13 protein-coding genes are annotated in these 13,492 nt (G+C 57.9%); 7 read left to right on the top strand and 6 right to left on the bottom strand.

What is annotated here, in order from left to right; translation table 11 throughout:
• Nucleotides 1-74 precede the first annotated feature (74 nt).
• Genes lptF through rsmA form a run of 6 tightly spaced genes read left to right on the top strand, consistent with a single transcriptional unit; the run spans nucleotide 75 to nucleotide 7,534 of the window.
• Nucleotides 75-1,202, top strand: a complete 1,128-nt coding sequence (gene lptF / locus BUB72_RS04445; RefSeq protein WP_073141115.1) for an LPS export ABC transporter permease LptF — start codon at nucleotides 75-77, stop codon at nucleotides 1,200-1,202.
• A complete protein-coding gene (lptG, locus tag BUB72_RS04440; protein ID WP_073141114.1) occupies nucleotides 1,199-2,296 on the top strand; it encodes an LPS export ABC transporter permease LptG in 1,098 nt (365 codons plus the stop codon). Before lptF ends, lptG begins: the two co-directional genes overlap by 4 nt.
• A gap of 1 nt (nucleotide 2,297) precedes the next feature.
• The gene (locus BUB72_RS04435) at nucleotides 2,298-4,454 is read left to right on the top strand and encodes an LPS-assembly protein LptD (protein ID WP_073141112.1); all 2,157 of its coding nucleotides are present in this window, start codon (nucleotides 2,298-2,300) and stop codon (nucleotides 4,452-4,454) included.
• Nucleotides 4,455-4,471: 17 nt separating this feature from the next.
• The gene (locus BUB72_RS04430; protein ID WP_073141110.1) at nucleotides 4,472-5,728 is read left to right on the top strand and encodes a peptidylprolyl isomerase; all 1,257 of its coding nucleotides are present in this window, start codon (nucleotides 4,472-4,474) and stop codon (nucleotides 5,726-5,728) included.
• Nucleotides 5,725-6,690 carry a 4-hydroxythreonine-4-phosphate dehydrogenase PdxA gene (gene pdxA, locus BUB72_RS04425; RefSeq protein ID WP_073141108.1) on the top strand — a complete coding sequence of 322 codons (966 nt, stop codon included), beginning with the start codon at nucleotides 5,725-5,727 and terminating at the stop codon, nucleotides 6,688-6,690. The genes BUB72_RS04430 and pdxA overlap by 4 nt, the downstream gene beginning before the upstream one ends.
• A 1-nt stretch (nucleotide 6,691) precedes the next feature.
• The gene (rsmA, locus tag BUB72_RS04420; protein ID WP_073141106.1) at nucleotides 6,692-7,534 is read left to right on the top strand and encodes a 16S rRNA (adenine(1518)-N(6)/adenine(1519)-N(6))-dimethyltransferase RsmA; all 843 of its coding nucleotides are present in this window, start codon (nucleotides 6,692-6,694) and stop codon (nucleotides 7,532-7,534) included.
• Here the strand turns inward: rsmA and BUB72_RS04415 are convergent, their stop codons facing one another.
• The 3 genes from BUB72_RS04415 to prfA all read right to left on the bottom strand — a co-directional run bounded on the left by BUB72_RS04415 (nucleotide 7,535) and on the right by prfA (nucleotide 10,227).
• Nucleotides 7,535-8,179, bottom strand: a complete 645-nt coding sequence (locus BUB72_RS04415; RefSeq protein WP_073141105.1) for a DUF4167 domain-containing protein — start codon at nucleotides 8,177-8,179, stop codon at nucleotides 7,535-7,537. It lies immediately after the preceding gene.
• 222 nt (nucleotides 8,180-8,401) lie between these two features.
• Nucleotides 8,402-9,178, bottom strand: coding sequence for a peptide chain release factor N(5)-glutamine methyltransferase (gene prmC, locus BUB72_RS04410; RefSeq protein WP_073141102.1), 777 nt, complete (start codon nucleotides 9,176-9,178; stop codon nucleotides 8,402-8,404).
• On the bottom strand, nucleotides 9,175-10,227 hold the full coding sequence (prfA, locus tag BUB72_RS04405) for a peptide chain release factor 1 (protein ID WP_073141100.1): 1,053 nt from the start codon (nucleotides 10,225-10,227) through the stop codon (nucleotides 9,175-9,177). Before prfA ends, prmC begins: the two co-directional genes overlap by 4 nt.
• A gap of 53 nt (nucleotides 10,228-10,280) precedes the next feature.
• Between prfA and BUB72_RS04400 the strand changes: the two genes are divergently transcribed.
• Nucleotides 10,281-10,514 carry a hypothetical protein gene (locus BUB72_RS04400; RefSeq protein ID WP_073141098.1) on the top strand — a complete coding sequence of 78 codons (234 nt, stop codon included), beginning with the start codon at nucleotides 10,281-10,283 and terminating at the stop codon, nucleotides 10,512-10,514.
• 3 nt (nucleotides 10,515-10,517) lie between these two features.
• On the opposite strand, the gene BUB72_RS04395 is transcribed toward BUB72_RS04400, so the two are convergent.
• The 3 genes from BUB72_RS04395 to BUB72_RS04385 all read right to left on the bottom strand — a co-directional run bounded on the left by BUB72_RS04395 (nucleotide 10,518) and on the right by BUB72_RS04385 (nucleotide 13,397).
• Nucleotides 10,518-10,967: a DUF1499 domain-containing protein gene (locus BUB72_RS04395; RefSeq protein WP_073141096.1), complete on the bottom strand. Its 450-nt coding sequence runs from the start codon at nucleotides 10,965-10,967 to the stop codon at nucleotides 10,518-10,520.
• Nucleotides 10,968-12,098: a flavodoxin-dependent (E)-4-hydroxy-3-methylbut-2-enyl-diphosphate synthase gene (ispG, locus tag BUB72_RS04390; RefSeq protein ID WP_073141094.1), complete on the bottom strand. Its 1,131-nt coding sequence runs from the start codon at nucleotides 12,096-12,098 to the stop codon at nucleotides 10,968-10,970.
• Nucleotides 12,099-12,191: 93 nt separating this feature from the next.
• A complete protein-coding gene (locus tag BUB72_RS04385; RefSeq protein WP_073141695.1) occupies nucleotides 12,192-13,397 on the bottom strand; it encodes a helix-turn-helix domain-containing protein in 1,206 nt (401 codons plus the stop codon).
• Nucleotides 13,398-13,492: the final 95 nt, after the last annotated feature.

Raw genomic sequence — 13,492 nt, 5'->3', positions numbered from 1 at the left:
CAATGACCAGAACCCCCTGTTCCACCCCCAGATTTTGCGCTAAAAAGTCACTCAACAACTAGGGAGGACAGAGTTTGGCACGATTCGACAGATACATGCTGTCGCAATTGTTGATCCTGTTCGGCTTCTTCTCTCTTGTTTTGGTATCCGTATATTGGGTGAACCGCGCAATTGGCTTGTTTGACCAACTGATCAGCGATGGCCAGACCGCATTGGTGTTTCTGGAGTTCACCTTGCTCACCTTGCCATATGTCATCCTGATTGTACTGCCGATTTCGGCATTCGTGGCCGCCGTATATGTCACAAATCGCCTCAGCTCGGATTCGGAAATGGTGGTTTTGCAAACGGCGGGCGCTTCGTCGTTGCGGATCGGACGGCCTGTAATTTATTTCGGCGTGTTGGTTGCCGTTCTGGTCGCGGTGCTCGCGCATGTTCTTGTTCCCGCGGCGCGCACCGAGCTTGCAGGACGCAGTCAGGAAATATCCAAAGACATCACAGCGCAGTTCCTGAAAGAAGGCCAGTTCCTGCATCCGACCTCCGATATCGCCGTATATATCCGCAACATTACGGAACTGGGCGAACTTGACGAGCTGTTCTTGGAAGACAGCCGTGATCCGACGGCGGTGGTTACCTACACGGCGGAACGCGCATTTCTGGTGCGCGCGGTGTCCGGTCCAAGGCTGGTAATGCGCAACGGGCTGGCCCAAACCTTTCATAAAGACACTGGCCGATTGTCCACCGTCGCCTTCGAAGACTTCGCATACAATATCGGGGCCTTGATTGGCCCAAGCGGCGCGCGAAATCGCGACCTCAGAGAATTGTCCACACCGGTGTTGCTCAACCCGTCCGAGGCGGATCTGGCCTCGGCCCATGGCGACTTGCCCGACTTTTTGTTCGAAGCGCATGATCGCTTTGCCAAATCACTTCTGGCAATTGTGGTTCCGCTCATGGGCTTTGCCACTTTGATGCTGGGGGGCTTCTCGCGCTTCGGGGTCTGGCGGCAAGTCGTCATCGCGGTTGTGCTGATTATTTTGGTGCAAATGGTTTCCAACGTGGCCGAAGAAGCGGCCCGCAAGGACGCGGCATTGTTCTGGCTGGCCTATGCTGCTCCGGCCGTGGGGGCATTGATCTCGGCACTTTTGCTTTACTCGACATCAATGAAACGCATGCGTGGGCGCACCCCGAAAGGGATACCGGCATGAGGCTTGATATCTATTTTGCCCGCCGCTTCGCGTGGTCGTTCACACTGGTGTTCGGGGTGTTTTTCGGTATCGTTTTGTTGATTGATCTAGTCGAGCAAATGCGCCGCTTCGACAGTGATCAGGTTGGCGTCATGGAAGCAGGTCAGCTTGCATTGCTCAACGCCCCCGCTGCCATGTACCGCATGCTTCCGCTGTTGGTTGTGCTTGCAACCATCACACTTTTCCTCGGGCTCGCGCGAACATCGGAGCTGGTTGTGACCCGTGCGTCGGGGCGTTCTGCGCTGCGTTCGCTGGCGGCCCCTGTTCTGACATCTCTGGTTTTTGGCGCACTTGGTGTCGCTGTGCTGAACCCAATTGTTGCGGCCACGTCCAAACAATTCGAAGTTGTCTCTAGCCGCTACGCCAACACGGGCGGGTCGGTTAGCTCCGTCTCCGAAGAAGGTCTGTGGCTGCGTCAGGCCAGCGCCGGAGGTCAGGTGGTCATCCGCGCAGAGCGCTCCAATCTGGATGGGACACGGTTTTTCGGGGTCACCTTTTATGGCTTCAACGGCGACGGGTCGGTCAGTTATCGCATCGAAGCTGCCGAGGCGCTGCTGGAGCCAGGGAGCTGGGTTCTATCCAAGGCAAAACGGTGGACTTTTTCCGATCTGGAGAACCCCGAAACCGGCGCTGTGCTTCACCCGCAGATCAATGTGAAATCCGATCTAACCCGTGATCAAATTCGAGACAGCTTCGGAAGTCCGGAGTCGATTCCGATCTGGGACCTGCCAAGGTTCATCCGGCAACTGGACCGAGCGGGGTTCTCTGCCCTGCAACATCGGGTCTGGCTGAATATGGAGCTTGCGAACCCTGTATTGTTGGCTGCGATGGTGCTGATCGGGGCTGGCTTTACGATGCGTCATACCCGCTTCGGGCGCACTGGTCTTATGGTGTTGTTCGCGGTCCTCATGGGGTTTGGCATTTTCTTTTTGCGAAACTTTGCTCAGGTGCTTGGCCAGAACGGGCAAATTCCGGTACTGGTTGCCGCGTGGGCCCCGCCGCTTGCAGGAATCTTCCTGTCGCTGGGCTTGTTGTTGCACACGGAGGACGGCTGACATGCGTGCGGCCCTGTTTGGTTTATTTATGGCTGCAAGCGCCGCAGCCCCCGGCTTTGCACAGCAGCAAGCCGTGGAAACCGCGAGCCTTGTGGCGGACAGCGTCGTCTTTGCAAGCGGTACTCAGGAATTGCGCGCCTCCGGAAATGTGGAAATCCTGCAAAACGGGGTGCGGCTTCGAGCGCAATCAATTTCGTATAATGGCGAAACCGATACCTTGGTGGTCACAGGCCCGATTTACATCATCGACCAAACAGATACCCTAATCGTCGCCGACTTCGCGCAATTGTCCGGTGACCTGCGGGACGGTGTGTTGAAAAGCGCCCGTGTGGTTTACGCGCGGCAGCTTCAGGTCGCCGCAGCTGAAATTCGCCGCACCGAGGGGCGCTACACCCAGTTTTACAAAACCATCGCGTCCAGCTGCCACATCTGTGAAAGCGATCCGGTGCCACTTTGGGAAATCCGCTCGAAGCGTGTTGTTCATGACGCGACCGAGCGCCAGATCTATTTTGATGAGGCAACGCTAAGGGTCCTTGGTGTTCCAGTTTTCTATACTCCCTATCTGCGTCTGCCTGACCCGACTGTGAAGCGGTCAAACGGATTTTTGTTTCCCGAACTCCGCTCCAACGGCGATTTGGGTGTTGGTTTACGCACACCGTATTTCTTTACGCTGGGGGATCATGCCGATCTGACCTTAACGCCATGGGTGACCAGCAAAGGTGCGAGAACACTGGAAGCGCGATACCGCCAGAAATTCGCGAAAGGCGAAATCGAACTGAACGGTGCGGTGACCGATGACAATGTGACCAACCTTGACGCGCGCAGCTACCTGTTTGCCGACGGCACATTTGCATTGGGTCGAGGCTTTACCGGCAAGTTTGATGTCGAACTGGTGTCAGACCCAGGCTACCTGCTGCTTTACGGCTATTCCGACAAAGACATCCTCGACAGCGCGATCTCGGTCGAGCGCGCCAGTCGCGACGAGTATATCGGCGCGGAGCTGATCCACTACAAATCGCTCCGCGATGGCGATGACAACCGCACCCTGCCGACACTTGTGGGCGATGCGACATACATAAAACGATTTGCCCCGTCGTCTCTTGGCGGAATTGCAACTTTGACGGCTCAGACCCACGGGCATTATCGTCGCGCGGACTCTGACCCGACAAGCGCGGGATTATCACGTGATGTGGTGCGCATTTCCACCTCGGCCGAATGGCGCAGGGATTGGTTATGGAGCAACGGGATGATGGTCGCGGCCGAGGGCGCGATTTTTATCGACGGCTACAAAATCCGCCAGCCCCGCGCGAACCCGACACTTGCTTTTGACGACACCGTGGAAGTCACACCTTATGCCGCGGTAGAATGGCGCTGGCCGATGTTGCGCCAGGGCGCGCGTGCCAACCATCTGCTGGAACCGGTTGTTCAACTGGTCTTGTCGAAAAACAGTGTAAGCGGTGAAGTCGACAATGAGGACAGCCTGCTGGTCGAATTCGACGAGGCAAACATCTTCGAGTTTTCACGCGCACCCGGTGTGGACAACCGCGAGCTTGGCAACCGGCTCAATCTCGGCCTGACCTACACGCGCGAAAGCCATTCCGGATGGAAGCTTGGCCTGACAGTCGGGCGAATCTTGCGTCGCGACGACCTAAATCAGTTTTCCAATTCGACCGGTCTGACCGGCTCGAAGTCCGACTGGCTTGTGGCGGCCCAGTTGAAGGTCGGCGAGAGCTTTGATCTGATCAACCGCGCCATCTTTGACGATCAGTTTTCTTTCGCGCGCAACGAAATGCGTATGGGCTGGACGACGGACACGTTCCAACTGGCCTCGACCTTTGCTTGGTTAGAGGCTGATGTGGCTGAGGGTCGGCCTACGGATACCTCAGAACTGGCCTTTGAAGGTGCTTACCGCGTGTCGCGGCACTGGACCTTGTCCAGCGAGCTACGCTACGATTTTGTGAATGATCGCACCACCGAGGCAGGGCTAGGGATTAGCTACCAGAACGAATGCGCAAAAATGGACCTTTCGGTCTCGCGCCGCTTCACGACTTCGACTAGTGTATCGCCAACGACGGACCTGAGCCTGTCGGTCCAGCTTGCGGGCTTCGGCGCGCGGGGGATCGGCGGAGGAAGCTTCGCCAGACAGTGCAACGGATAAAGAACAGAGCAGATAATATGATGCCGAAACATGCGCTCCTGACCCGGATTTTTGCTTTCACCCTTACAGCACTGGCCTTTCTTGCGCCTGCCGCGAGTGCGCAGCAGCAAGGGCTGTTCCAGACCGCCATCACGGTGAACGATCTGGTCATCACGAATTACGAGCTTCAACAACGCGAGCTGTTTCTCAATGTGCTCCGCGCTCCCGGAAACGCAAAAACCGAAGCCCGCAAGGGGCTGATCGATGACAGATTGCGCCTGATGGAAACGCGACGCGCGGGAATTACCCCGACAGAAGAACAAATCGTCGAAGGCATGGAAGAGTTCGCGTCCCGCGCAAACCTGACTGCTGATGAGTTTATCAAGGCCGTGAGCCAAGCCGGCGTGTCGGCGGAAACCTTCCGCGACTTCGTGATCGCGGGGCTTGCATGGCGCGAGTTGGTACAGGGCCGTTTTGGCGCACGTAGCCAAGTGTCGGAACCAGAGGTCGACCGCGCGTTGGCTCTTCAAGGCACAACGGGCGGCGCGCGGGTTCTGTTGGCCGAAATCGTTTTGCCACTTGCCCCCCAGACTGCGGAGCGCAACCAAGCGCTGGCGCAACGCCTGTCAGAGACTATTTCGTCTGAAAGCGCATTCAGTGCCGCCGCACGGCGCTACTCCGCCTCCCCCACCCGTGGGCGTGGCGGGCGTCTTGAATGGCTTCCTTTGGGCAATGTCCCTCCGCAAATCCGTGCCGCCGTGCTGACACTTGGACCGGGCGAAGTGAGCGAACCGCTGAACCTTGGGAACGCCATCGGTGTGTTCCAACTGCGCGGTCTCGAAGAAACCGAGGCAGGATCACCGGAAACCCAAGCATTGGAATATGCGACTGTACTTTTCCCAGGTGGTAGGACAGCCGAAACATTGGCGCAAGCCAAAACCTTTGAAGAGCGTTACGACACCTGCGACGACCTCTATACACCTGCGAAAGACCTGCCGCCGGAGTATTTCGAACGCACTGTCTTACCCACCGCCGACGTGCCCGGAGACATCGCCCTCGAGTTGGCAAAGCTCGACAGCAATGAAGTTTCCACCGCGCTGACCCGCCAGAACGGCCAGTTCTTGGTTTACCTGATGCTATGCGGCCGGACGCTGGATATCCCGCTGGACGAGAACGGTGAAGAAGTCGACCTACGCAGCCGCGTTCGTGAGCAATTGTTCAACCAGCGCATCACCTCCTATGCGGACAGCTTTCTTGAAGAACTGCGCGCCGACGCTATCATCGTCGAGCAATGAGCCAGCACCCTCCCGTCGTGGTAAGCTGCGGCGAGCCTGCGGGCGTTGGCCTTGAGATCGCCCACACTGCCTTTGCGGCGGTACGTGGCGAAGTGCCGATGGTGCTTCTTGCCGATCGTCGGCACGTCACAGGGCCCGTATTTGAAGTGACGTCTCTGTCAGAAGTCACTGGCCAAGAGACCACCCTGCCCTTGCTGCACCATGATTTTGCTGGAGACGCCACACCGGGCGTTCCCGATCCGCGCAACGCGCAAGGGGTGATTGACGTGATTGCGCGCGGGGTCGAACTGGTGCGCTCTGGCGCGGCGTCGGGACTTTGTACTCTGCCAATTCATAAAAAGGCTCTCAAAGACGGCGCGGATTTTGCCTATCCTGGGCACACGGAATACCTTGCAGCCTTGGCCGGTGTCGAACGCGTGGTGATGATGCTTGCCTGTCCCGATTTGCGGGTCGTTCCGGTGACCATCCACATCGCCGTGGCCGATGTTCCCGATGCCCTTACCGCCGGGTTGTTGGAAGACACACTTCGCATCACCCATGCGGCACTAATCCGCGACTTCGGGATCGCGGAGCCGCGTTTGGCCGTTGCAGGACTGAACCCTCATGCGGGTGAAGGCGGCGCAATGGGAACCGAAGAGATCACGCTTATTTCCCCACTCATGGAACGCTTGTCGCAAAATGGAATGCGCCTGTCCGGCCCGATGAGCGCTGATACGATGTTCCACGCGCAAGCCCGTGCTGGATATGACGCAGCGATCTGTATGTACCACGACCAAGCCTTGATTCCGATCAAGACAATCGACTTTTCGGGCGGGGTCAACGTGACCCTCGGACTGCCGTTTATCCGCACCTCCCCCGACCATGGCACAGCTTTCGACATTGCGGGCAAAGGCTTGGCCGATCCTACCTCCACGATCGCAGCCCTGCGCATGGCGTGGGACATGGTGGGCAAGCGAGGATGACATGGCGCAAATAGACGGGCTTCCCCCACTCTCGGACGTGATCCGCGACCATGAGTTGTCGGCAAAGAAAAGCCTTGGCCAGAACTTCCTGCTGGATCTGAACCTGACCGCGAAAATCGCACGCCAAGCGGGTGACCTGACAGGTTGCGATGTGCTTGAGGTTGGTCCGGGGCCCGGTGGCTTGACCCGTGGCCTGTTGGCTGAAGGGGCGCGGCGCGTACTTGCCGTCGAGAAGGACCCGCGCTGCTTGCCTGCACTAGCAGAAATTTCCGCCGCCTATCCTGGCCAATTGCACGTAATCGAAGGCGACGCGCTGGAGATTAACCCCCTAGAGCACCTGACCCCGCCGATCCGCGTGGCAGCGAACCTGCCCTATAATGTCGGTACCGAATTGCTAGTTCGGTGGCTGACCCCAAAAGACTGGCCGCCCTTCTGGCAAAGCCTGACTTTGATGTTCCAGCGCGAGGTGGCCGAGAGGATCGTCGCAGCACCCGGAAGCAAAAAATACGGGCGGTTGGCGCTGCTGGCCCAGTGGCGGGCGGACGCCCGTATTGTGATGGAATTGCCCCCTGAGGCGTTTGTGCCAGCACCAAAGGTGCATTCGGCTGTGGTCCATTTAACCGCGCTCGAAAAACCACGGTTTGAAGCAGATGCCGCGGTGTTATCGAGAGTGGTCGGAGCTGCGTTCAATCAACGTCGCAAAATGCTACGTGCCGCGTTGAAAGTCATGGGACCAGAGATTGAAGACCATCTTCGGGCCGCAGGCATTCCGCCGACAGAGCGGGCGGAACAGGTTTCTTTGGAAGCGTTCTGCGCATTAGCACGCGAAATCGCCCGCAGCTGATTACTCAGCTGCGGGTGTTTCATCCGTCGAAGCTTCGGTCGGCTTGGCTTTGGGCTTGCGTGTCCGAGGCTTGCGGGCTGGCTTTGGCGCGGCTTCAGCCGTCTCGACCAAGCCGCTTTCACTGGAATCGGCATCACCGGAAAGGTCGATCACATCAGGTTGATTGCCACCGCCTGCACGAGCCTCTGCCGCTGCGGCAAGTGCTGCAGGTGACATATCATCGACCCGAACATCCGGCTGCTGGTCTTCGCTGCGATCGCGCGATTGGTCACGGCTCTGGTTTTGAGGCTGGTCACGATTCTGATTCTGATTCTGGTTTTGGTCGCGCTTTTGCTGCTGCTCACGCTGCGCCTGTTGCTGTGCTTCTTGCGCCTCGCGGCGGGCCTCTTGCTCTTTCATCGCTTCGCCAAGCATCCGCGCATAGTGTTCTGCGTGTTGCGAGAAGTTTTCAGCGGCAACGCGGTCATTCGACAGCTGCGCATCACGGTGCAACTGCTGGTATTTCTCAATAATTTGCTGCGGGGTGCCGCGCACTTTACCTTCAGGGCCAGAGCTGTCGAACACCCGGTTGACGACATTAACGCCAGATCGGTTGTTGTTGTTATTGCGGCTCTTTCCGCGCGAGCGGGACTTCGATGATCTCATGTGTTTTGGGTTCCAGCCGTTTGAGCTTTGGTCCTGTTTTTCGATCCTATCCGCTTCCAAGCTGGCGGCGTCCCCATGACGTTAGAATCGAGACCTTATTTTGGGCTTAAGCGTAGGAGGCGCTTAAAACGCCTGCGACCTACTGCAAAAGACAAAAGCAGCCAAGCAGGTCATTTGCAAGCTGATTCTGCTATGTAACGCGGGAAATTGCCTGTTTATCAGCTATTCCGGTGCTTTTGCGCGGATCACACGATCTTTGCTGTTGAGGTCGGGGATGCAAGCGACGTCGCGCCAGCCGTGTTGTTTGAAAAGAGACAGCACACTTGCTCCCTGATCATAGCCGATCTCCACCAGCACAAAGCCATCTTCGCTAAGAAACTTGGCGCCTTCTGCCGCTATGACACGGTATGGGTCCAACCCGTCCCCGCCCGGTGTCAAAGCGATGCGCGGCTCGAACCGGTGGACCGTTGGATGCAGGTCGCGATAGGCAGCCTCGGTGATATAGGGCGGGTTGGAGACAATGAGATCAAAGCGCCCCTCCACCTCCTCGAACCAGTTGCTTTCGATGAATGACGCGCGCGCTTGCGTGCCAGTCAGCGCCGCGTTGCGTCGTGCCACTTCGAGGGCATCCGGCGAGATATCCGTACCCGTACCGGTCGTCGAAAGACGCTCCGCCAGTAAAGAACACAAGATACAGCCCGACCCCGTACCCAGATCCAGCACGGTATCGAAAGGCAGTGTTAACGCAGCTTCCACCAGTGTTTCGGTGTCAGGGCGCGGGTCGAGAACTGCGCTGGAAACGAAGAACTCATGGGTCCAGAACGCGCGGCGTCCGGCTATATGCGAAAACGGCTCATGGGTCACACGACGCGCGACAAGTTCAGCGAGGTCCACGTTTTGTTCAGCAGCCAGCGCCTCGAGACGGCGTGCTTCATTGGATGGATCGGGAATGCAGGCCTCATGCAAGCGCACGATGGCCGAAGACAGCGCGTCACTCATAGCCCCTGTTCGGCCAGCATCTGTGCCTGCGCGTCAGCTGTGAGTGCGTCGATAACCTCGTCCAGATCGCCCTGCATGATCTGGTCAAGTTTATACAGCGTCAGGTTGATACGGTGATCTGACATACGGCCTTGCGGGAAGTTATAGGTGCGGATGCGCTCCGAGCGGTCACCGGTGCCTATCTGGCTTTTGCGCGTGGCAGAGCGTTCGTCATCCAGCTTCTGACGCTCCAGATCATACAGGCGCGTGCGCATGACCTGCATGGCAATCTCGCGGTTACGGTGTTGCGACTTCTCGGCACTGACGACGATAATCCCCGTCGGGATGTGGGTGATGCGCACAGCAGAGTCTGTGGTGTTGACGTGCTGGCCACCTGCCCCAGACGCGCGCATGGTGTCGAGCCGGAGGTCGCTGGCGGGAATGTCGATATCGACTTCCTCTGCTTCCGGCAGCACGGCCACGGTTGCCGCAGACGTGTGCACCCGCCCGCCGCTTTCAGTCACCGGCACCCGTTGCACTCGGTGAACACCGCTTTCGAACTTCAATCGAGCAAACACGTTTTGCCCTTTGATGTGGGCTGTGACTGCCTTAACGCCGCCCAACTCGCTTTCTTGGTATTCGATCAGATCAAACGTCCAGCCGCGCGCTTCTGCGTAGCGGCGATACATATTTAACAAGTCACCGGCAAACAGCGCGGCTTCGTCGCCGCCCGTTCCAGGGCGAATTTCAAGCATGGCGGGCCGCGCGTCGGCGGCATCCTTGGGCAGGAGCGCCAGTTTGATCGAGTCTTCGGCCTCCGGCAGCCGGGCTTCTAGAGCAGGCAATTCCTCTTGCGCAAGTTCGCGCATTTCAGGGTCGCTCATCATCGCCCGCGCATCTTCTATATCGGTAATTAATTGGCGATAGGCCGCCACTTCGTCTGCGACAGGCTTAAGCTCCGAATACTCACGCGAAATGCCTGCAAAATCTTCCGTGTCACCGGAAGCGAGCCGCGCCTCAAGATACTCAAACCGTTCGGTGATTTGCTGAAGTCTGTCCAATGGAACCATGTGGCGTTGATGAACATTTGGAGGTGTGGGGTCAAGTGTGCTAATCTTGAGCAATGTGGAAATATGCTCTGGCTTTCGCCGTGCTGACCCTACCAATCAGCGCTGATGTGACATCACCCTCTGGTAAAGCAGTGGAATGCTACTGCACGGACAAATCTGGCGCGCGGGTCGAACTGGGCGAAAACCGCTGCCTGAGCGTCGGCGGCCGCGTCTTTATGGCCCGCTGCGAGATGTCCTTGAACGTGCCGATGTGGCGTGAAACCGGCGGTAGTTGCGTGACGGGCTGACGGTTAACCTTTCACCGCCCCCAACCAATGACGTACTCGCGCTTCGTTCACTCCGAAATCCGCTTTCCCGTACACCAGTCGCGCAGCCATATGAACGGCAGTTTGGTCCCCCATCGGTTCCAGCTTGATATTGGTGACGTCGGGAAACCCCCAGAATTTGGAGCGCGTGATATAGGTGGCAAAACCATCGTTCAAATCGCCCGCCAACAACGTCGTGCCAGGGGTCGCCTGAATGCGGACCTGCAAGGCATCGGCAACCTCTGATACGGTGCCTTCGACCACGTAGGGTGCGATATCTCCGCCTTTGGTAACTGCAAAGTGCCCCGCCTCCTCCTTACTGGCGACGGTCTCGGGATCGACATGCCACGTCTCAGGAGTGATCGGGCGCAGGCGTACGATTGCAGCCAAGGCGATCACCGCCAAGATGAGTGCGAAAGCTAGATATTTAAGCATTTATTCAGCTGCCTCAGCGGCCATTTCTGCCTCGATCACGCTTGCGCGCTTTTCAACTTGCTCGACGATATGCTCAACCATCTGGTCATTGCTCAGCTTGTGGCTTTGCTTGCCCGCGAGATACACCATGCCGGACCCTGCCCCGCCGCCGGTGAATCCGACATCCGTCATCAGTGCCTCGCCCGGCCCGTTGACCACGCAGCCGATGATGCTGAGGCTCATCGGTGTCTTGATGTGCTCCAGACGTTTCTCCAGTGCCTCAACCGTTTTGATCACGTCGAAACCTTGCCGTGCGCAGGACGGGCAGGAAATGATGTTAACGCCGCGATGGCGCAGGCCCAGTGATTTGAGAATTTCGTAGCCGACTTTGACTTCCTCGACAGGGTCAGCTGACAAAGATACCCGAATGGTGTCACCGATACCGCTCCACAGCAGGTTGCCCAAGCCAATGGCGGATTTTATGGTGCCGGAAGTCAGTCCGCCGGCCTCGGTAATTCCCAGATGGATAGGTGCATCCGTGATCTCCGCCAACCCTTGATAGGCGGCAGCGGCAAGAAAGACGTCGGAGGCTTTGCAGCTGATTTTAAATTCGTGAAAATCGTTGTCTTGCAGGATGCGGATATGATCCATCCCGCTTTCGATCATAGCCTCAGGGCAAGGTTCGGCATATTTATCAAGGAGATGTTTCTCCAAAGAGCCTGCATTCACCCCGATCCGGATGGAGCATCCGTGGTCTTTCGCGGCCTTGATCACCTCGCGCACACGCGTCGCATCGCCGATATTGCCGGGATTGATCCGCAGGCAAGCCGCGCCAGCCTCGGCGGCCTCAATGGCGCGCTTATAGTGGAAATGGATGTCGGCCACGATCGGCACGGGGCTTTCCTTGACCACCTCTCGCAGGGCCTTGGTGGAGCTTTCATCGGGCGTGGATACACGCACGATGTCCGCCCCTGCCTCAGCACATGCCTGCACCTGCGCAACAGTCGCTGCTACGTCGGAGCTGTCGGTGTTGGTCATGGTTTGCACCGTGATCGGCGCATCCCCCCCGACCGGCACATTGCCGACCATAATTTGGCGGGATTTGCGGCGGTCGATCTGACGCCACGGGCGTATGGAATGGAGGGAGGACATGGGCCTACTAGCCTTGTGCGATTGCTGCTGTTCTTTGGTGATATAGCCCCCACCGATGAGGGTCGCAACGTGTCGTCCGGAATTATCCGGTGACTATTCGGTCGCGGGGGCGTTCGGGTCGATCACAATTGGTGTCGTCGCCATCGCAGTCAGGACCTCTGACAACAAGGCGTCAGTGGTGTCGGCCACGGCATAATTCTCGGTTATGACATCAACCCCAAGCGGTACATTCTTCGCCACAGAGGTGCCGGGACCAGCGGGGCCGTAGGTTTGGCCCTTGATATTGAAGAACAACGATCCGGAGTTGCCCGCGCGCAAAGTTGGCTGCTCGTCGGTTTGTGGCAAGACATACGTTTCGCCCGCGTCGAGGATTTTCTCGAACAGCACCGATCCGTCCGCGTTGGAGATGCGCACCCATGCTGGACGGGTTGCGAATAAAACTACATCCTCGGCGTTTTCAGCCAGAACCTGTGGCGTGGCGAGCGCTGGCGCGTCGTTGGCAGTGCGGCTTAGGGCGGACGACGCAAATCGTGGATCGTCTTCAACCACAAATGCCCCGTTGGAATTCGGGTCCAGCGCGGCGATGGGACCATCACGTGCCGTCAACACCGGAGCCTCAAGAGCTTGCGGGCGGTACAGACGGTCAAGCGCATCTGGTGCAGGGGCTACGAAACCCGTCGCAACTTCCGTTTGAGGGAGCGTCGTGGAGAGCGATGCGACATCCGTCGACAGGCTCGGGGATTGATCCACAGGCGCGAATTCCACACGCTGGATTTCCTGAAGCACCGAATAACCGCCATAGCCAATCAGCCCGATCAGACCAAACAGCACCGCGATGGAGCCGATGGCACCCGGTTCGATCTTGGAGAAAATGCTTTCACCCGAAGGTGCATAGGGGGCAACGGGGCGGATTATCGCCTCTTCCCCCACCGCTTTCACGCGGGTCTTGTTCTCTTTACGCGAAGATGCGGATGTTCCCGACAACCCTTCGACACCAGCAAATCCGCTTTCTTTGCAGAACCGCTCAAATGCCCAATCAGGGTCCATCCCCAAGTAACGCGCATATGAGCGGACATATCCGGCAATAAAGCCAGGTGTTTCGAAAACTGATGGATCAGAATTTTCGACGGCAGCGATGTAGGTGGCTTTGATTTTCAGCTCGCGTTGCACGTCGAGCAAGGATTTGCCTAAGGTCGCACGCTCGCCGCGCATCATGTCGCCGAGGCGCATTTCAAACGCGTCGAAACCCCGAGTCTCCTCGGTCTTTTCCGATTTGGGCTGTTTGTTTCGCCCCAACATCCGCGTCTGCCCGCTTTTATCCGTTATCCCAAAATGCGGCATCGATTCGTCCCCACGCCGCCGCATTGCAAGAACCGTAGCACATCACACCCGCG

The organism is Litoreibacter ascidiaceicola, assembly GCF_900129235.1.
GTDB classification, from domain to species: Bacteria; Pseudomonadota; Alphaproteobacteria; order Rhodobacterales; family Rhodobacteraceae; genus Litoreibacter; species Litoreibacter ascidiaceicola.
This window is presented reverse-complemented; position numbering and strand designations above follow the sequence as displayed.